The organism is Gordonia paraffinivorans NBRC 108238 (genome assembly GCF_000344155.1).
Taxonomy (GTDB): Bacteria; Actinomycetota; Actinomycetes; order Mycobacteriales; family Mycobacteriaceae; genus Gordonia; species Gordonia paraffinivorans.
This window is the reverse complement of record NZ_BAOQ01000011.1, coordinates 120,985-139,233: the sequence shown is the minus strand read 5'-3', so window position 1 is coordinate 139,233 and position 18,249 is coordinate 120,985. Positions and strand designations below refer to the sequence as shown.

Below are 18,249 nucleotides of genomic sequence, written 5' to 3'. Positions count from 1 at the left end.
GGCGCCCGGCCTGCCCGTCGCATCGGCCGGGACCTGCCCCGGAGCGACCGCCGGCCCCGTTCCCTCGGCGGCGCGAGCCCGCATCGGCCCGATCGACACCTCGTTGTCCGGACCGGTGGTCGGGTCGCCGGCCATGGCGAGGTTGAGGTCCCAGGAGATCACCGTGAACTTCTCGGCCTCGAGGTCGTACCAGAGGTAGTAGTTCTGGCCGGGACCGCTCATGTCGTCCCCGTTGCCCAGCAGGTTCTGGGTGGCGACGTACCGCGCGAAGGACTCGACGTCGACCCACTCGTGCAGGTCTCGGGCGAACTCCTCGTCGCTCGCCCGGTCGAGCCATCGCGCGAGATCGATGACCGGCTGCAGGTTGCCGTTGTCGGCGGAGTTGATCTGCTTGAACTGCCCGGAGTAGTCGGACTGGTCCTCGCCGACGTACTTCAGCCGTGAGCCGGCGTCGGCCTTGTAGAGGTAGCCTTTCGAGTCGAACAGCCGCTCCGCGTAGCTCTCGTCGGGGTGCTCGAGCACGAGCTTCGTCGCCGTCGGGCTGCCGTTGATCGTGTAGGCGACGTAGGCGTAGCGCTGCGACGGCTGACCGGTGCGGGCGGTGAGGGTCAACGCGGTCGCCTCGTTGACGACGGGGCTGCCGGGACGGACCGACAGTTCGGTCATGCCCTGGTACGCGCGGCCGTCGACGTTCTTGTCGAAGCTCAGCAGCAGCGGCAACGAGGTCGGGTCGTTCTTGTCGACCTGCGTCATCATCTTCCGCATCCGTTCCATGTCCGCAGGATCGGTCTGGAAAGGTGGCTGCGGTCCGACCTGTCCGCCGGGCCCCTGCGGCGCTCCACCGCCCGGCGCCCCCGGTGGTGCCCCCGGCCCTCCCGGCCGGCCGCCGCGGTCCCCGCGCAGCCCCATGAGCGTCGAGTTGCCCTTGAGCCGCACCGCCACGTCGTCGAGTCGGGTGCCGTCGATGACGACCCGGGCCGACACCCATTCCTTGCTGCCGTCCTTCTCGAAGGACGACAACATCGACCGGTACTCGGCGTCGCTCATCTCGATCGTGAGCTCGTGCGGGACCGACGGATCGAAGAGGTCGACCGTGCCCGCGATGTTGTGGGTGATCTCCGATGTGATGACGGTGGGGTCCCCGGTGATGAGCGGGCTCACCTTCCATCCGCCGAAAACCGTCGCCATCACGATCACGAAGGCCGCCAGCGCCACCGGGAGTTTCCAGTGCTGCCGCAGCGAACGCGGGATGCGGTGACGGAGACGCCGGCGCGGGGGCGCCGGCCGGGGATCGGCCACGGCGTCGCTGCCGGTGTCGGCGGATGTGACGTCGTCCGGATCGCTGTCGCCCATCGTCGTCTAGATGTCGGTCTGGTCGTAGCCGGTGAGAACGGTGACACGCTGCCCGGTGTTGACCGCGCTCAACGCCGAGATGAGTTCGGCCGGTTTGACACCCTTCTTCAACTGCGCCGTGTAGTACAGCTCGTTCAGCGCCCCGGCGCGCACCGCCTCGGTCGAGACGAGCTCGAACTCCTTGCACTTGTCGATCAGCACGTCCTCGACGCGTGCGGTGAACTCCTGCTCCGGCGGGACCTGCACCTTCACGACCTGACGCTGGACGTCGAGCTTGAACCAATTGAACTTGCTCATCAGCACGATGACGAGGCAGATCGCGATGGTGGCCGCGACCGCGAGCACGTAGAACCGCGTGCCGGTCGTCATGCCGACGGCCATCACCAGGAAGATGAACCCGACGTCGCGGGTCTCCTTGATGGCGTTGCGGAATCGCACGACCGACAGTGCGCCGACCAGGGCGAAGGCTCGCGCGATGTTGGAGCCGACCACGAGCATGACCAGCGAGATGACCATGCCGACGATCACGAGCGTCTGCACGTAGGACTGGCTGTAGGAGACGTTCCGGTGCGTGAACTTGTAGACCCAGCCGATGATCGACGACAACACGAACGACAGCGACAGCGCCACGACGATGTCGAGTGTCGTGAACGTGCCGCTCAGGTCTTGGAAATCGAAATTCATTGTCTTCTTTCAGAATTAACTACACGGTGTGAGTCGGGTACGTGTCGAACACGTCATCGGGGACCCGATCGTCGACGTCGGGAGGCACTATCAGTTCCGGGGCGCCCAGGATCGATCGGGGGGCGAGGCCGAACGCCTCGATCGACTGGCAGTACTTGGAGATCCGGACGACCGACATGTTCATCCGGGCGGTCAGGTCGGTGGCCCAATAGGGCACGCGCTCATTGGCCTTGAGTTCGACGATGGCCAGCCGGGGCGGGATCGTGAAGCGGTTCTGCGCCCCGGACCCGAAGTGGAAATCGCGGTCCCGACCGTGGACCTTGTGGTCGATGGTGACACGGAGCCCGAGATCTGCGTCGCGCCCCACGAACGCCTCCCGCAGGTACCCGGTGGTCACGGTGGGACGCAGGTCGAGGTTGCCGACGAGGGTGGTCACCTCGTCGACGAAGGGACGCTGCGAGTCATCACAGTCGATCTCCTTGCGCTCGTCGAGCCAACTCCGGGCCCTGCCGTAGGGCATGGCGGTGCGCCGCTTCTGGGTGACGCGGTTGACCCGTTGCTTGATCTCGATCTGCACCGGGGTGTCCTCGGTGCATTCGGCAGGGTCCCCGTAGAGGCGCATCCGCAGCTTGCGGCGGAACTTCAGGCCCTCGATCTTCTCCCAGTAGAAGCGCAGGTCCGGGGTGTCGTAGTACAGCGAGGTCACCGGGTAACCACCGTGCGGTGAGTGCGGATCGGTATCCATCCGGGCCGCGAGCTCGCGACGCAGCTCCGGCACCTTCATCTCGTCGACGAAGTACTTGATCTCGTAGCGGTTGAACGCGTGGAGCCTGCTGGCCGTCTCCTGAAAACCCTGGGGCCGCGGGGTCGAGAGAAGCGCCTCCGTCTGTTCGTCGACCCGCTCACCCGCCTGTTCGCCGGACCGATTCCGCCGCAACCACCTGGCGACGCCCACCGCGCTCCCTTCTCTCCCAACGCTCTCCACCGTCGACGACCCGGTACGGGCATGTGCCGCCCGTCCGTGACCGACCGGACGCGCCCATCTCATCGCGACAACGGCCTCGACCACTCCAGCAGGTGAAGCTTCGGCCACCCTGCGGTGAACCTGGGAGGTTGCTGTACGTCCCGGGGGGCGCGGCGCGTCGGCGCACCGGAGTGTAGGCCCGGGGCGCGCGGATCGGACAATCCGGCCACGCTCGACGCCGGTCCTGGTTCACACTCGAGGCCGTGGCACATTCGATCGAGCTGCTACCCGACGACGACTCCGACGCCTGGTTGCGGCGACGCTGGACCGCGCTCGCCGAGGTGGGGCTACCGAGCGCGCAGCGGGTCCGCTCGGATACCAACCGCCCCCACGTCACCCTACTCGCCGCACGCCACATCTCCGCGGCGGCCGACGCCGCGCTCGCGCCAGTCGCGCAGCGGTTGCCGTTGCCGGCGTTCGTCGGCGCGCCGATCGTGTTCGGCCACGGGTCACGCCATGTGCTGGCGTTGCTCGTGGTCCCGAACCCCGAGTTGCTGTCGCTGCACGCTGTGGTCGCCCGGACGATCCGCGCGCACACCATGCACCCCGACGACGCCGCCGCTGGATCGGAGGAACCGAGCACCTTCGACCACGTCGCCCCCGGCGCATGGACCCCGCACATCACCCTGGCGCGGCGTCTCACCCACCACCAGGTGGGCGAGGCGCTGGCGAACCTCGAATCGCTCGGCCCACCCAGCCGGCGGTGCACCTTCACCGCCGTCCGCCGCTGGGACCCCGACGCAAAGGCCGAGCACGTCGTCGCCGGCCGGTCCTGCTGAGCGGCCCGACTCTCGACCACCGAGTCACAACCATAATGTGACCTGCATGAAAGCAGCTGGTGCCATCGTCACAGCATGGCGATCACAGCGAACGATCCCGAGCACCCTGATCGCGCCACCTCCGCACCGAGCGCCGAGGATTTCGCCGGACGCCTCCTGGCCTCCGCCCTCGCCACCGCCGAGACCATGAGCGTCTACCTCGGGGAGCGCCTGGGGTGGTACCGGTGCCTCGCCGACCACGGCCCGCTCACCGCTGCCGACCTCGCCTCTCAGACCGGCACCGACGAGCGGTATGCCCGCGAGTGGCTCGAGATGCAGGCCGCGTCCTCGATCCTCGATGTGGACCTGTCCACGACGCCGCCGAGATTCGACATCGCCCCCGGTGTCGCCGAGGTCCTCACCGACACCGGCAGTCTCGACTACCTCGGTGCGCTCCCACGGATGTTCGCCGCGTCGTTCGCCAGGCTGCCGGAACTCCTCGAGGCCTACCGACACGGCGGGGGCGTCAGCTGGGAGCAGTTCGGCGCGGACGCGCGCGAGTCGCAGGCCGCGCTCAACAGGCCGTGGTTCGAGACCCGGCCGGCGCCCGCGCTCGCCGAGGTCGGCCACCTCCACGAGATCCTGTCCTGCCCGGGCGCACGGATTCTCGACGTCGGGTTCGGGGCCGGATACTCGACCCTCGCACTCGCCCGCGCCTACCCGGACGCCACCCTCGTCGGACTGGACATCGACGCCGACTCCGTCGACATGGCAAGGGCCAACGCCGAATCCGCGAGTCTGAGCGATCGGGTGACGTTCGAGGTCGCAGGCGGCGAGGACGCCAAGACCCACGGGCCGTACGACGCGGCGTTCGCCTTCGAGTGCATCCACGACATGCCCGGCCCGTCGACGTGCTGGCGTCGGTGCGCGAGGCACTGGCACCGGGCGCGCCGATGATCGTGATGGACGAGGCGGTCAGCGCCGAGTTCGCCGGTCCCGCAGACGAACTCGATCGTCTGATGTACGCGTTCTCGCTCTTCGTGTGCCTGCCGGACTCGATGAGTTCGCCACCGTCGGTCGCCACCGGCACGGTCATCCGTCCGTCGACACTCGCGAAATACGCCCTCGACGCCGGTACACCGCCGTGGAGGTCCTACCGATCCGGGACTTCGCGTTCGTCCGGTTCTACGAGCTGAAGACGGCGTGATCCGCACGAGGTGAGACACCGCATATCATCACTCCCATGCCCGCCACCCCGGACGAACACTCCGCCGACGCCCAGGTCCGGCCGCCGCGCCTGCTCGGCGACGTGGACTCCGCGACCAGCGACCGGGCCAGCCGATGGTGGTGGGATCACGACGCGCAGGCCTATCACGAGGAGCACGGCGAGTTCCTGGGCACCTACACCGGCGGCGGCGATTTCGTCTGGTGCCCGGAAGGTGTGCGGGAGGCCGAGTGGGGCCTCCTCGGAGAGATCGAGGGCCGGACGATCCTGGAGATCGGCTGCGGTTCGGCGCCGTGCGCCCGCTGGCTCACCGCGCACGGCGCGCACGCGGTCGGTGTCGACATCTCCCGCCGCATGCTCGGCATCGGCCTCGACGCCATGGCCGCCGACGAGGTGCGCACCCCGCTGGTCCAGGCGACCGCAGAGGCTCTGCCGTTCGCCGACGAGTCCTTCGACATCGCGTGCTCGGCGTTCGGGGCGATCCCCTTCGTCGCCGATTCGGCCGGCGTGATGGCCGAGGTCGCGCGCGTGCTCGAGCCCGGAGGCCGGTGGGTCTTCGCGGTCAACCATCCGATGCGGTGGATGTTCCTCGACGACCCCGGCCCGGACGGTCTCACGGTGAGGATTCCCTACTTCAACCGCACGCCGTACACCGAGACCGACGACAACGGCACCATCACCTACGTCGAACACCACCGGACCATCGGCGACCGGGTACGCGAACTCCGGGCCGCCGGTTTCATCCTCGACGACATCATCGAACCCGAGTGGCCCGACGACCACGATCGCGAATGGGGACAGTGGAGTCCGTTCCGCGGCAAGTACTTCCCCGGTACCGCGATCTTCTGCAGCCACAAGCCGGAGTGACACCGGCGGGCCGCCCGCTCGCGAGCGGACCCGAATCGCGCAGGCGGCCCTCGGGGTCGGTGACCGCGGCGGTCACCCCGCGCACATCGAAGCGGGCGTCACGGCGGGGATCTGGCGATCCTCGCGCATGACCCCGACGCCGCGCATCTGCTCGGTGCGCTGCGTGGCGATGTCGAGCAGGGTCCTGGGTGCGGCGCACACCTTCCCGCGCGGAGAAGCCTGCCTCAGAGCAACTTCGACAGGAACGAGCGCGTCCGCTCCTCCCGCGGATCGGCGAGCAGCTCGCGCGGGTCGCCCTTCTCGACGACCACGCCGCCGTCCATGAAGACCAGCTGGTCGGCCACCTCGCGTGCGAAGCCCATCTCGTGGGTGACGACCATCATCGTCATGCCCGACGCGGCGAGCTCACGCATCACCTTCAGCACGTCGCCGACGAGCTCCGGGTCGAGCGCGGAGGTCGGCTCGTCGAAGAGCATCAGCTTGGGGTCCATCGCGAGGGCGCGGGCGATCGCCACGCGCTGCTGCTGGCCACCCGACAGCTGGGCCGGGTAGGCGTCGGCCCGATTGGCCAGACCCACGCGGTCGAGCAGGTATTCGGCCCGTTCGACGGCCTCGGCGCGCGACTTCTTCTTGACCAGGATCGGCGCCTCGATGACGTTCTCGAGAACGGTCCGGTGCGGGAAGAGGTTGAAGTGCTGGAACACCATGCCGATGTCGCGGCGCTGTGCGGCAGCGTCTTTCGGGCTCAGTTCGTACAGTTTGCCGTTGCGTTCGCGGTATCCGATCAGGTCGCCGTCGACGTACAGGCGCCCGGCATTGACGACCTCGAGGTGGTTGATGCACCGCAAGAACGTCGACTTGCCCGATCCGGACGGACCGATCAGACACGTCACCGTGCCCCGCGGCACCTCCAGGGAGATCCCCTTGAGGACCTGGACCGACCCGAAGCTCTTGCACACCCGGTCGGCGAGGACCATGGGCGTTTCCGCAGCGGGCGTCGCAGCGCTGGATGTCATGCGTTCTCTCCCCCGGTCGTACGGCCGGCGCCCGGACCACCTGCTGCGCCGCTGGCGTCGGTCGCGTCCTCGGCGGCCATCGCCTTGAGCTGCCGGGCGGTCAGCGCACGCGTGGCGCCTTTCGCGTAGTAGCGCTCCAGATAGAACTGGCCGACCATCAGGATGCTGGTGACCATCAGGTACCAGGTCGAGGCGACCATCAGCAGCGGGATCGGCTCGAAGTTGACGCCCGAGATGTCCCGCACACGGCCGTAGAGGTCGAGCGTCAGCGGCACGGCCGCCACCAGGCTGGTGGTCTTGAGCATGGAGATCAGCTCGTTGCCGGTGGGCGGGATGATGACGCGCATCGCCTGCGGCAGGACGGTGCGGCGCATCGTCTGCGACCACGACATGCCCAGCGCGACCGAGGCCTCCACTTGTCCCTCGCCCACCGACGACACGCCCGCGCGCACGATCTCGGCCATGTACGCGGCCTCGTTCAGGCCCAGGCCGATCACCGCGAACAGGAATGCGGCGTTGAGGGTCTGGATGTCGATGTGGGCGAACTGGTGGACGAACGGGATGCCCAGGTCGATCTTCTTGTAGATCGCGGGGAACAGGCCCCAGAACACCAGCTGCACGTACACCGGGGTGCCGCGGAAGACCCACAGGTACACCCACGCGGTTCCGCGCAGCACCGGGTTCGGCGAGAGCCGCATGACGGCGAGGACCACACCGAGGACGATCGCGATGACCATCGACAGCACGGTCAGGGCGAGGGTGTACCCCACACCGGACATCACGCGCTGATCGAACAGGTACCGCCCGTAGGTGCCCCAGGCGTACGCCTCGTTGGTGGCGGCGCCGTAGACGAACAGGGCCGCGAGGACGATGATGATCGCCGCGGCGACCCACTGCCCCGGGTGGCGCAGCGGCACCGCCTTGATCGGTTCGGGCTCGCCGGCGACGGTGTCGGGGTTCGGTGAGGTCATCTCAGCTCACCGCCCCGTTGATGACGGAGACATCGATCATGCCCTCCTGCAGCCCCCAGTTGGCCGCGATCTCTTCGTACTGTCCGTTGTCCATGAGGTATTGCACGGCCTTCTGCATCGCGGGTGCCAGCGACGATCCCTTGCGGACCGCCCAGCCGTAGGGCGCGGAGTCGAACACCTCGCCGGCCGGCCTCAGCTTCCCGTTAGTGCGCTTGATCGCATAGGCGGTGACCGGCGAGTCCGCCGACATCGCGTCGACCCGGCCCAGGATCAGCGCGTTGACCGCCTCGTCCTGGCTGTCGAACTTCACCTTGTCGATCGGCTCGAGTCCCTTCGCCTTGCACTCGGCGCTCTTGGCGGGGATCTCGTCGGTGTCCTCGTAGGTGGTGGTCTGCACGGCAACGCGCTTGCCGCAGGCGTTCGACGGGTCGATGTCCTCGTCGGAGTCGGCCGCCTGCGCCCACTGCACACCCGCGCTGTAGTACGTCACGAAGTCGACCTGCTTCTCCCGCTCGAGGGTGTCGGTGAACGACGACATGCCCACCTGGTACGTCCCCGCCTGCACCGACGGGATGATGGTGTCGAACTGCGACTCCTGGTATACCGGGGTCAGGCCGAGCACCTTGGCGACGGCGTTCATGAGATCGACGTCGTAGCCGATGATCCGGCCGTCGGGTCCCTTGAACTCGTTGGGCTGGTACGGCACGTTCACCCCGATCACGAGTCTGCCGGTCCTCGCGATCTCGGGCGGGACGAGCGCGGCGATCTGTGGCACCTTCTGCACGTCGACGTCGATCGGCGTCACCTGGTTGGCGCGCTCGCGTTCTTCGTTGTTCACGCACCCGGTGACGGCAAGGGCGAGGGCCACCAGCAGGCACCCCCACATCCGCATCCGGCGCGCCGCCGCACCTCTCGGCCGACGCGAACGCCGGTAGCCCTGTGTCGAGGCCCGTGTCACAAACACATCCCTTCGTCCTCGGTCACCAGGTCAGACCAACTCACTCTAGTTCGCGTCGGGTTCGCCGGCCGGACACTCGCGTGTTCGCGCATGTACTCTCGCGCGTCTCTCGTGTCGCGCCCCAGCGGGCACGGCTCGTGCGGCGGTCGGTCACGGGCGCTCACGCCGTGGTCACGCCTGGTTCAGCCGGTCGATCACCGCGTCCGCGAACTCCCCCGTCGAGGCGGTGCCGCCGAGGTCGGCGGTCGCGACCGTCGACGCGAAGGTCGTCGAAACGGCCGTGTCGATGCGGTCGGCCGCGCGGACGAGGGCGGCGTCGTCGGTCATGATCCCGTACCGGCGGAAGCCCATCGACACCGACACGATCATCGCCGTCGGGTTGGCGACTCCGCGGCCGGCGATGTCGGGGGCGGCGCCGTGAGAGGCCTGGGCCATGACCTGGGTCCGCGAGCAGTTCACCGAACCGGCGATGCCGAGGGAACCGGCGAGTTCGCCGGCAAGGTCCGAGAGCACGTCGCCGAAGAGGTTCTCGGTGACGACGACGTCGAAGTCCGCCGGGCGCCGCACCAGGAGGGCCGCCATCGCGTCGACGTGCTTGTCGTCGACCTCGACGTCGGGGAACTCCTCGGCGACCTCCAGGCACACGTCGCGGAACAGGCCGGTGGTCATCCGCAGCACATTCGCCTTGTGCACTACCGTCACCCGGCCCGGCCTTCGGGTGCCCGGAGTTCGGGCCGCGGCCCGCTCGCGTGCCGATTCGAAAGCGACCCGCGCGATGCGCTCCGACGCCGCCCGGGTGACGAGTCCCACCGCCAGCGCGACGTCGGGGGTCGGCATGAACTCGCCGCTGCCGACGGCCATGTTGCGGTCGGCGTAGAGACCCTCGGAGTTCTCCCGCACGATCAGCACGTCGATGTCGGGTGTCGCCGCGGCGACACCCGAAAATGCCTTGGCCGGGCGGAGATTCGCGAACAGCCCGTACCGGCCGCGCAGGACGGCCCCCGGTGTCGGGCTCTTCGATTCGGCCGGGTAGGACGCCGAGTCATGGGGCCCGACCACGAACAGGCCCAGGCCGTCGAGAGCGGTCAGGGTCTCGTCCGGGACGGGGTTACCGTGCGTCGCGATCGCCGTGGCACCGAAGGGCAGTTCACGCCACTCGATCTCGACGCCCTCGGCTCGGGCCGCGGCGTCGGCGACCGCGAGCGCCGCGGGCACGATCTCCGGACCGATCCCGTCTCCGTGGAGGACCCCGATCGTGCGCGGCGACGCCATCAGTGCGCCGCGTCGTCCCAGGACCGGCCGAACCCGACCGACACCTCGAGCGGGACCGACAGGGTGATGGCGTTGCCCATCTCCTCACGCACCAGCTTCTCCACGGCGTCCCGCTCACCGGCGGCGACCTCCACGACGAGCTCGTCGTGGACCTGCAGCAGCATGCGCGAGCGCAGCTTCTCCGCGGCCAGGCGCTTGTGGACGTTGAGCATCGCCACCTTGATGATGTCGGCGGCCGTGCCCTGGATCGGCGCGTTGAGCGCCATCCGCTCGGCGGCCTGGCGGCGCTGCCAGTTGTCGCTGTTGAGATCCGGCAGGTAGCGGCGGCGCCCGAACAGCGTCGCGGTGTACTCGTTGCGCCGGGCCTCGGTCACCACGTTCTGCAGGTAGTCGCGCACGCCGCCGAACCGGGCGAAGTACTGCTCCATCTGTTCCTTGGCCTCTTCGCGGCTGATCTTCAGCTGCGCGGCGAGCCCGAAGGCGGACAGACCATAGGCGAGTCCGTACGACATGGCCTTGACGCGGTGGCGCATCTCGGTGGTCACCTCGTCGATCGGGACGCCGAACGCGCGCGACCCGACGAAGTTGTGCAGGTCCTCACCGGTGTTGAACGCCTCGATGAGGCCCTCGTCCTCCGACAGGTGCGCCATGATGCGCATCTCGATCTGGCTGTAGTCGGCGGTCATCAGGCATTCGAAGTCGGTCCCGGTGGCCGGATCCGATCCGACGATGAAGCCGCGTCGGATCTCGCGCCCGGCCTGGGTGCGCACCGGGATGTTCTGCAGGTTGGGCTCGGTCGACGACAGGCGGCCGGTGGCGGCAACCGCCTGGTTGAAGGTGGTGTGGATGCGCCCGTCGTCGGCGACCGATTTGAGCAGGCCGTCGACGGTCACCTTCAGCCGGGTGGCGTCGCGGTGCTCGAGCAGGTGGGCGAGGAACGGGTGCTCGGTCTTCTCGTACAGCGACTGCAGCGCGTCGGCGTCGGTGGTGTAGCCGGTCTTGGTCTTCTTGGTCTTCGGCATGTCGAGCTTGTCGAACAGCACCGCCTGCAGCTGCTTGGGCGAGCCGAGGTTGATCTGCTCGCCGATCACCTCGTACGCCGCTTCGGCGGCCGCCCGGATACGGTCGTTGAACATCTGGGCGAGGGCGTTGAAGTGGTCGACGTCGACCGCGATGCCCGCGGCCTCGAGATCGGCGAGCACGAACGACAGCGGCAGCTCCATGTCGGTGAGCAGCGGCTTGGAGGCGATGCGCTCGAGTTCGGTGTCGAGGGTGTCGGCGAGTTCCTGGACCGCACGCGCCTCGAGCATGTGCTGTTCGGCGACCTTGCCGTCGGTGTCGTCGTCGAGCAGCGACATCTGACCCTCGCCGGCTCCGGTGTCGGCGCGCAGCTCACGACGCAGGTACCGCAGGGCGAGATCGTCGAGGTTGAAGGTCCGCTGGCCGGGCCGCACGAGGTAGGCCGCCAGCGAGGTGTCGCTGGTGACGCCGGCGAGTTGCCAACCGCGCGAACGCAATGCGTGGACGGCCCACTTCGCCTCGTGCACCGCCTTGAGCGCCTCCGGGTCGGCGAGCCAGGCGGCCAGTGCCGCATCGTCTTCCGGGTTCAGCGTGGTCACGTCGATGTACGCCGACGCGCCGTCGGCCGCGGCGATCGCCAGGCCGGCGGGATCGGAGCCGACGACGACATGCGGCGCCGTCACGGCGAGGCCGCTGCGGCCGGTGCGCGCGTGCTCGTTCAGCCAGGACGCCACCTCCCCCGCGCCGAGGATCGACCCGTCGAGGGCGAAGCCCGCCTCGGCCTCGGGCTCGACGGAACTCAGCGTGGAGAACAGGCGGTCGCGCAGGACGCGGAATTCGAGGTCGTCGAAGAGCTGGTGGATGCGGTCGCGGTCCCAGCCGACCATCGCGAGGTCGTCGGGTCCGACGGGCAGCTGCATGTCGCGCACGAGTTCGGTGAGCTGGCGGTTGGTCTGCACCGAGGCGAGGTTCGCGCGCAGCGCGTCACCGACCTTGCCCTTCACCTCGTCGACGTGGTCGACGAGGGCGGCCAGCGAGCCGTACTCGCGGATCCACTTCGAGGCGGTCTTCTCCCCAACGCCCGGGATGCCGGGCAGGTTGTCGCTCGGGTCGCCCCGCAGCGCCGCGTAGTCGGGATATTGGGTCGGCGTGAGACCGTACTTCTTCTCGACCTCCTCCGGGGTGAACCGGGTGAGGTCGGACACGCCCTTGCGCGGGTACAGCACGGTGGTCGACGGGTCGACGAGCTGAAGCGAGTCGCGGTCGCCGGTGACGATGAGCACCTTGTATCCCTGCTCGCGGGCCTGCGTCGCCAGGGTGGCGATGATGTCGTCGGCCTCGTAGCCCTCCATCGCCAGCACCGTGACCCCGAGGGCGTCGAGCACCTCCTTGGTGAGCTCCACCTGCCCGGAGAACTCGTCCGGGGACTTCGCCCGCTGGGCCTTGTATTCGGGGTACATCTCCGAGCGGAACGTCTTGCGCGAGACGTCGAAGGCCGCCGCGATGTGGGTGGGCTCCTCGTCGCGCAGCAGGTTGATGAGCATCGAGGTGAAGCCGTAGACCGCGTTGGTCGTCTGTCCGGAGTGGGTCTTGAAGTTCTCGGCCGGCAGCGCGAAGAACGCCCGATATGCCAGGGAATGACCGTCGAGGAGCATGAGGACCGGTTGCCTGGTCTTGCCCTTGCTGCCGGTACGGGTTGCTGCCGGGGAACTCTGCGCTGGACTCACGTCGCAGAGTCTAGTGATGTGCGCCGACAGCCGGACCCGCCCGCCCGAACGCCCTGGTGGCCCTCGCCGGCCGCCGGCGGCCGGCGGCCGGGGCGCCGTCAGCGCATGGGCCGGTACATCGCCCACACCTTCGGTCCGTCGTCGGGGAGTTCGAACTCCTCGGTGACCTCGAAGCCGAACCGCTCGTACAGCGGGACGTTGAGGGCGTTCGACGACTCCAGGTATGCCGGCCCCTCGATCCGTTCGAGGCGGTGCCGGAGCAGGGCCGAACCGATCCCGGCACCCTGGACCGGCGTGCCGACCTGTCCCAGATACCAGTGCGGCTCCTTCGGGCGTCGCCTGGCGAACTCCTCCTCGAGCTTCATCCCCCGCATGGCCCGGGAGCCGAGCGCGCTCATGAACTCGAGCGTCGACAACACCTGGGCCCGGGCCGAGATCTTGTGACCCGGCGGGTCCCAGGCCGCGGCGCCGACCGGCTGGCCGTCGCGGAGGGCGAGATCGAAGGTCGCGTTCACACCGTGGCTCCGGCGGACCAGCGTGCGGAACAGCCGGAGGTGCCTCGAACGGTCCGGGTGGAGCCAGACCACGACCGGGTCATCGGCGAAGGCCTGGGCGAGAAGCGCGCTGACCAGGTCGAGATTTCTCGTCTCGTCGACGACGACAGGCACCATCACACCAGCCTAGAACCCGTCCCCGTCGGCGAGGAGGACATTCACCGATCGGGTCACTTCGACGCAGCGGGAACTGTAACTTCCGGGAAACGTCGTTGTCGCCACGCGGCGACACAGCTGCGGTTAAGGTCCGCAAGGTGAACTCGCAGCGGCCATTTCGCCGGCCACCGCGGCGGGTTCGCGAGCCGATGGACCTCATCCGTCCGGGTCACAAGGGAGGTACCACCCTCGATGACAGAGCCTGACCTGCAGGCCCCGCCCGTATCCGCCGACCGCACCGATCCCTCGTCCTCGCGTCGCTCATATCGGGCCCCTGCTCGCCAGACCCGTCTCCCGGCACCTCGTCCTGCGTCCTCCGGCCCGACCCGGCCGATCGGACTGGCGCTGTTGCTGTTTCTCGTGGCGACCTTCCTCGGCGGCCTGCTCGGCGCGACGACCGCCGAGGCGGCGCCGAACGAGGTCCGCGTGTTCGGCGTCCTGCGCAACGGCGACGAGAAGGTCCCCGACGTGAAGCTCGAGGCCAAGGACGCCTCCGGGAACGTCGTCGGCACGGCGACCTCGTCGCCGACGGGTGCGTGGTCCATCAACGTGCCGCCCGGCACGTACACCATCGTCCTGGACACCGAGAGCCTCCCCGACGATGTCGCGGTCCAGAAGAACGAACTGCCCGTCGACGTCAGCGGCGGGACGGCACGGCCGGTGATCTTCTCGTTCGGCGAGGTGCGCACGGGCACCGAGGTGTCGGCCGTCGCCGAACTGACCCGCCTGGCCATCGACGGCATTCGGTTCGGCCTCATCATCGCCATCACCAGCGTCGGGCTCAGCCTGATCTTCGGCACTACGCGCCTGACCAACTTCGCCCACGGCGAACTCGTCACCCTGGGTGCGGTCGTCGCCTGGGTGTTCAACGTGAAGGTCGGGCTGCACCTGATCCCCGCCACGCTTCTCGCGATCGTGGTCGGCGTCGGCATCGGCATGGCCAACGAGCTGGGATTGTGGAGACCGTTGCGGCGACGACGAACCGGGCTGATCTCGATGCTTGTCGTGTCGATCGGCCTGGCCCTGGTGATCCGCTACTTGATCCTGATCTTCTTCTCCGACCGGTCCGAGCCGTTCGACGACTATCAGGCCCAGAAGCAGATCGGCTCCGGGCCGTTCGCCATCACCCCGGTCAACCTCGCGTGCATCGTCATCTGCATCGTGGTGCTGCTGGCGGTCGCTGCCATGTTGCAGCGCACCAGGATCGGCAAGGCGATGCGCGCCGTCGCCGACAACCGGGACCTCGCCGAGTCGTCGGGCATCGACGTCGACCGGGTGATCCTGTTCGTGTGGGCACTCGCCGGCGGTCTCGCGACCCTCGGCGGCGTCATGTTCGCGCTCTCCGAACTCGGCGGGCGCGTGCAATGGGAGATGGGTTTCAAGCTCCTGCTGCTGATGTTCGCCGGCATCACGCTGGGCGGACTCGGCACCGCGTACGGCGCCTTGCTCGGCTGCCTCATCGTCGGGCTGCTGGTGCAGCTGTCGACCTACGTCCTCAGCCCGGACCTGAAGTACATCGGCGGCCTGTTGATTCTGATCATCATCCTGACCATCCGGCCCCAGGGCATTCTCGGATCGCGAGCGAGGATCGGCTGACCCATGGACATCGTCTCGGCATTACAGATCGCGGCCGCCCAGCTCATCGGCCCGTCGGCGATCTTCTACGCACTCCTGGCCATCGGCCTCAACCTGCACTTCGGTTACGCCGGACTGCTCAACTTCGGGCAGATCGCCTTCGCGCTGCTCGGCGGATACGGCGTCGGCATCATGGCGGTCAACTACGATCAGCCGCTGTGGCTCGGCGCGATCGTCGGCATCGCGGCGGCGGGCATGCTCGCGGTGGTGCTCGGCATCCCGACGCTGCGCCTGCGGGCGGACTACCTCGCCATCGTCACCATCGCCGCGTCGGAGATCCTGCGCCTGGTGTTCCGCTCGACGTCGTCGGACGGCTTCACCCACTCCACCAACGGCATCTACGGCTACGCGAGTGGGTTCTTCTCGATCAGCCCGTTCGACAACGGCAAGCAGTACTCGTTCCTCGGGGTGAAATTCCTCGGCGGCGACCTGTGGTCGATGGTGGTCGGCTGGTCGGTCGTGCTCCTCCTGTGCCTCATGGTCTACCTGCTCGTGCACTCGCCGTGGGGTCGCGTGCTCAAAGCGGTCCGCGAGGACGAGGACGCCGCCCGGTCGCTGGGCAAGAACGCCTACTTCTTCAAGATGCAGGCACTCATCCTCGGCGGTTGCATCGGCGGCCTCGCCGGTGTGTTCAATGCGCTTGCGACGCAATCGATCAACCCCGACTTCTACTCGACCGCCCAGACGTTCTTCGCCTACGGCGCACTGATCCTCGGAGGTGCGGCCACGGTGTTCGGACCGGTCGTCGGCGCGATGCTGTTCTGGTTCCTGCTGGCCATCCCCGACGCCCTGCTGCGTCAGGCGACGTCCGGCGACAACCCCATGCTGGACCTGTCCGCGCAACAGGTCGGCGCGATCCGCTACGTGCTGCTGGGCCTGGCGATCATCCTGATGATGGTGTTCCGACCACAGGGACTCCTCGGGAACAAGAGGGAGGTGCAGCTCGATGCCTGATGACGGACGCCACTCGATTCCCGACGACGATCACCCGGCACCGTCCGCCCCGGCCGGTACCGCCCTCGACGAGACCGAAGCGAGCATCGCGGGCACCCGCGCCACCCGACGCGATCTCAAGGTGCTGACCGCCCCCGAGCGTTCCGGCCTGTTCGCCGGGGTCGACGCCGTGCCCGGGTCGGCCAAACCCGACCCGATCATCGTCGTCGACGACGTCTCCCGCAGTTTCGGCGGCATCAAGGCGGTCCAGGTCGACCACCTGGAGATCCAGCGTGGCGCGATCACCGGCCTCATCGGCCCCAACGGCGCCGGCAAGACCACCTTCTTCAACCTGATCACCGGCTTCGACCGGCCGGACACCGGAACCTGGTCGCTCAACGGGGAATCGTTGGGCCGCATGGTCCCCCACCAGGTCGCGCGCCGCGGCATGGTGCGCACGTTCCAGCTGACGAAGGCGTTGTCGAAGATGACCGTCCTCGACAACGTCAAGCTCGGGGCGACCGGGCAGCGCGGCGAGCATTTCCTGTCCGCCCTCATGCCGTGGACGTGGCGCAGGCAGGAGGCCGAGATCACCGAGCGCGCACACGAACTGCTCCGCCGGTTCCGGCTCGACGCCAAGGCCGACGACTTCGCCGGCTCGCTCTCGGGCGGTCAGCGCAAGCTCCTGGAGATGGCGCGGGCGCTGATGACCGACCCGGAGATCGTGATGCTCGACGAGCCGATGGCCGGCGTGAATCCCGCGCTCACCCAGAGCCTGCTCGAGCACATCAAGGCGCTGCGCGACGAGGGCGTGACCGTGGTGTTCGTCGAGCACGACATGGACGTGATCCGCGACATCAGCGACTGGGTGGTGGTCATGGCGCAGGGTCAGATCATCGCGGAGTCGTTGCCGGAGAACCTCGGTGACAACGAGGCCGTCGTCGACGCCTACCTCGGCGGCCACCACGACATGGCGCTGGAGTTCGACGACCAGGGCCGGCCGGTCGGCGATACCGCGGTCCTCGCCGAGAAGGTCGAGGCGGCGATCGAGCAGACCCTCGAGGAGGGCGGCGACCTCTCGGAGCCGGTCACCGAACTGCCCGAGGTCACCGACGACGCTGCGTCCCACAGCGTCGACCCCGAGAAGAAGGGCGAGTGATGAGCACCGGAGCGAACTCCACGTCGTTGACACCCGCGCAGCTCGCGGCCACGCCGGAGGAACATCGCAAGCGCGCTGTCGACGCACTCATGCGGGCCGACGACATCACCGCCGGCTACCTGCCCGGCATCGACATCCTGTCGGAGTGCAACTTCTATCTCGACGAGGGCGAGATCGTCGGCATCATCGGCCCCAACGGCGCCGGCAAGTCGACCCTGCTGAAGACCCTGTTCGGACTGATCCCGGTGCGCAAGGGCAAGGTCACCCTCCGCGGCGACGACATCACCGCGGCCAAGGCCCACGTCCTCGTCGACAAAGGCGTGGGATACGTGCCGCAGACGCAGAATGTGTTCCAGGCGTTGACCATCGAGGAGAACCTCGAGATGGGCGTGTACCTGCGCCCGAAGACCTTCGCCCAGCGGTTCGAGTTCGTCTCCGAACTCTTCCCGCTGCTGGCCGAGCGCCGAAAGGTCAAGGCCGGGGCACTGTCCGGAGGCGAGCGGCAGATGGTCGCGATGGGTCGGGCGCTCATGATGGACCCGGCGGTGCTGCTGCTCGACGAGCCGTCGGCGGGCCTGTCCCCCATGTTCCAGGACGAGGTGTTCATCCGCTGCAAGGCCATCAACGCCACCGGCGTCTCGATCATCATGGTCGAGCAGAACGCCCGCCGATGCCTTCAGATCTGCGACCGCGGCTACGTCCTCGACCAGGGCCGCAATGCCTACACCGACACCGGGCGCAACCTCGCCACCGACCCGAAGATCGTCGAACTCTATCTCGGCACCCTGGCGGGAAGGTCGGAGAAGAAGGGCTGACCGCCCACCCGTCGGCGCCGGCCGGACCTGCACCAACCGGGCCGGGGCGACCCGACTCAAAGCGACCGGACTCGGGGTGACCGGACTCGGGGTGACCGGACTCGGGGTGACCGGACGCGGGA

The 18,249-nt window shown here is 68.3% G+C and carries 15 protein-coding genes and 1 pseudogene; 7 read left to right on the top strand and 9 right to left on the bottom strand.

The genetic code is table 11. From position 1 onward, the window contains the following. From GP2_RS06215 to GP2_RS06205, 3 genes are all read right to left on the bottom strand, one after another. On the bottom strand, positions 1–1,353 hold a 1,353-nt coding region (locus tag GP2_RS06215; RefSeq protein WP_006899630.1), incomplete at its 3' end, for a CotH kinase family protein. A 6-nt stretch (positions 1,354–1,359) separates the two neighbouring features. After that, positions 1,360–2,037 (bottom strand): DUF4956 domain-containing protein, encoded by a 678-nt coding sequence (locus GP2_RS06210; RefSeq protein ID WP_006899629.1) that lies wholly within the window; start codon positions 2,035–2,037, stop codon positions 1,360–1,362. 19 nt (positions 2,038–2,056) lie between these two features. Continuing rightward, on the bottom strand, positions 2,057–2,842 hold the full coding sequence (locus GP2_RS06205) for a polyphosphate polymerase domain-containing protein (RefSeq protein ID WP_244941082.1): 786 nt from the start codon (positions 2,840–2,842) through the stop codon (positions 2,057–2,059). A 422-nt stretch (positions 2,843–3,264) separates the two neighbouring features. Here GP2_RS06205 and GP2_RS06200 point away from each other — a divergent pair, with 422 nt between their 5' ends. From GP2_RS06200 to GP2_RS06190, 3 genes and pseudogenes are all read left to right on the top strand, one after another. Further along, positions 3,265–3,840 (top strand): 2'-5' RNA ligase family protein, encoded by a 576-nt coding sequence (locus GP2_RS06200; protein WP_006899627.1) that lies wholly within the window; start codon positions 3,265–3,267, stop codon positions 3,838–3,840. A 75-nt stretch (positions 3,841–3,915) separates the two neighbouring features. Next, positions 3,916–5,026 (top strand): annotated as a pseudogene (locus GP2_RS06195) (class I SAM-dependent methyltransferase). Positions 5,027–5,062: 36 nt separating this feature from the next. After that, entirely contained in the window at positions 5,063–5,911 is an 849-nt protein-coding gene (locus GP2_RS06190) for a class I SAM-dependent methyltransferase (protein WP_006899624.1), read from the top strand. Between the two features lie 224 nt (positions 5,912–6,135). Here GP2_RS06190 and GP2_RS06185 read toward each other — a convergent pair whose 3' ends face one another. The 6 genes from GP2_RS06185 to GP2_RS06160 form a co-directional block, all read right to left on the bottom strand. After that, entirely contained in the window at positions 6,136–6,888 is a 753-nt protein-coding gene (locus tag GP2_RS06185) for an amino acid ABC transporter ATP-binding protein (protein WP_006899623.1), read from the bottom strand. A 35-nt stretch (positions 6,889–6,923) separates the two neighbouring features. After that, positions 6,924–7,898, bottom strand: a complete 975-nt coding sequence (locus GP2_RS06180; protein ID WP_006899622.1) for an amino acid ABC transporter permease — start codon at positions 7,896–7,898, stop codon at positions 6,924–6,926. Position 7,899: 1 nt separating this feature from the next. Then, on the bottom strand, positions 7,900–8,790 hold the full coding sequence (locus GP2_RS06175; protein WP_085950501.1) for an ABC transporter substrate-binding protein: 891 nt from the start codon (positions 8,788–8,790) through the stop codon (positions 7,900–7,902). Between the two features lie 237 nt (positions 8,791–9,027). Then, on the bottom strand, positions 9,028–10,128 hold the full coding sequence (locus GP2_RS06170; protein WP_006899620.1) for an isocitrate/isopropylmalate dehydrogenase family protein: 1,101 nt from the start codon (positions 10,126–10,128) through the stop codon (positions 9,028–9,030). Beyond that, the gene (polA, locus tag GP2_RS06165; protein WP_006899619.1) at positions 10,128–12,875 is read right to left on the bottom strand and encodes a DNA polymerase I; all 2,748 of its coding nucleotides are present in this window, start codon (positions 12,873–12,875) and stop codon (positions 10,128–10,130) included. The genes GP2_RS06170 and polA overlap by 1 nt, the downstream gene beginning before the upstream one ends. 98 nt (positions 12,876–12,973) lie before the next feature. Continuing rightward, a complete protein-coding gene (locus GP2_RS06160) occupies positions 12,974–13,546 on the bottom strand; it encodes a GNAT family N-acetyltransferase (protein ID WP_006899618.1) in 573 nt (190 codons plus the stop codon). Between the two features lie 231 nt (positions 13,547–13,777). Here GP2_RS06160 and GP2_RS06155 point away from each other — a divergent pair, with 231 nt between their 5' ends. The 4 genes from GP2_RS06155 to GP2_RS06140 are packed head-to-tail and all read left to right on the top strand — an operon-like array spanning position 13,778 to position 18,127. Next, a complete protein-coding gene (locus GP2_RS06155) occupies positions 13,778–15,181 on the top strand; it encodes an ABC transporter permease subunit (RefSeq protein ID WP_006899617.1) in 1,404 nt (467 codons plus the stop codon). Positions 15,182–15,184: 3 nt separating this feature from the next. Further along, the gene (locus GP2_RS06150) at positions 15,185–16,174 is read left to right on the top strand and encodes a branched-chain amino acid ABC transporter permease (RefSeq protein WP_006899616.1); all 990 of its coding nucleotides are present in this window, start codon (positions 15,185–15,187) and stop codon (positions 16,172–16,174) included. Further along, positions 16,167–17,312: an ABC transporter ATP-binding protein gene (locus tag GP2_RS06145; RefSeq protein WP_006899615.1), complete on the top strand. Its 1,146-nt coding sequence runs from the start codon at positions 16,167–16,169 to the stop codon at positions 17,310–17,312. Before GP2_RS06150 ends, GP2_RS06145 begins: the two co-directional genes overlap by 8 nt. Continuing rightward, a complete protein-coding gene (locus GP2_RS06140) occupies positions 17,312–18,127 on the top strand; it encodes an ABC transporter ATP-binding protein (protein WP_006899614.1) in 816 nt (271 codons plus the stop codon). Before GP2_RS06145 ends, GP2_RS06140 begins: the two co-directional genes overlap by 1 nt. Positions 18,128–18,249 lie beyond the last annotated feature (122 nt).

What these genes read in the sequence shown, in the direction of transcription:
- GP2_RS06145 (WP_006899615.1), top strand. Translation starts at nt 16,167, where the DNA reads ATGCCTGATGACGGACGCCACTCGATTCCCGACGACGATCACCCGGCA.
- GP2_RS06180 (WP_006899622.1), bottom strand. Translation starts at nt 7,898, where the DNA reads ATGACCTCACCGAACCCCGACACCGTCGCCGGCGAGCCCGAACCGATC.
- GP2_RS06170 (WP_006899620.1), bottom strand. Translation starts at nt 10,128, where the DNA reads ATGGCGTCGCCGCGCACGATCGGGGTCCTCCACGGAGACGGGATCGGT.
- GP2_RS06175 (WP_085950501.1), bottom strand. Translation starts at nt 8,790, where the DNA reads ATGCGGATGTGGGGGTGCCTGCTGGTGGCCCTCGCCCTTGCCGTCACC.
- GP2_RS06140 (WP_006899614.1), top strand. Translation starts at nt 17,312, where the DNA reads ATGAGCACCGGAGCGAACTCCACGTCGTTGACACCCGCGCAGCTCGCG.
- GP2_RS06160 (WP_006899618.1), bottom strand. Translation starts at nt 13,546, where the DNA reads ATGGTGCCTGTCGTCGTCGACGAGACGAGAAATCTCGACCTGGTCAGC.
- GP2_RS06150 (WP_006899616.1), top strand. Translation starts at nt 15,185, where the DNA reads ATGGACATCGTCTCGGCATTACAGATCGCGGCCGCCCAGCTCATCGGC.
- GP2_RS06190 (WP_006899624.1), top strand. Translation starts at nt 5,063, where the DNA reads ATGCCCGCCACCCCGGACGAACACTCCGCCGACGCCCAGGTCCGGCCG.
- GP2_RS06185 (WP_006899623.1), bottom strand. Translation starts at nt 6,888, where the DNA reads ATGGTCCTCGCCGACCGGGTGTGCAAGAGCTTCGGGTCGGTCCAGGTC.
- GP2_RS06210 (WP_006899629.1), bottom strand. Translation starts at nt 2,037, where the DNA reads ATGAATTTCGATTTCCAAGACCTGAGCGGCACGTTCACGACACTCGAC.
- GP2_RS06155 (WP_006899617.1), top strand. Translation starts at nt 13,778, where the DNA reads ATGACAGAGCCTGACCTGCAGGCCCCGCCCGTATCCGCCGACCGCACC.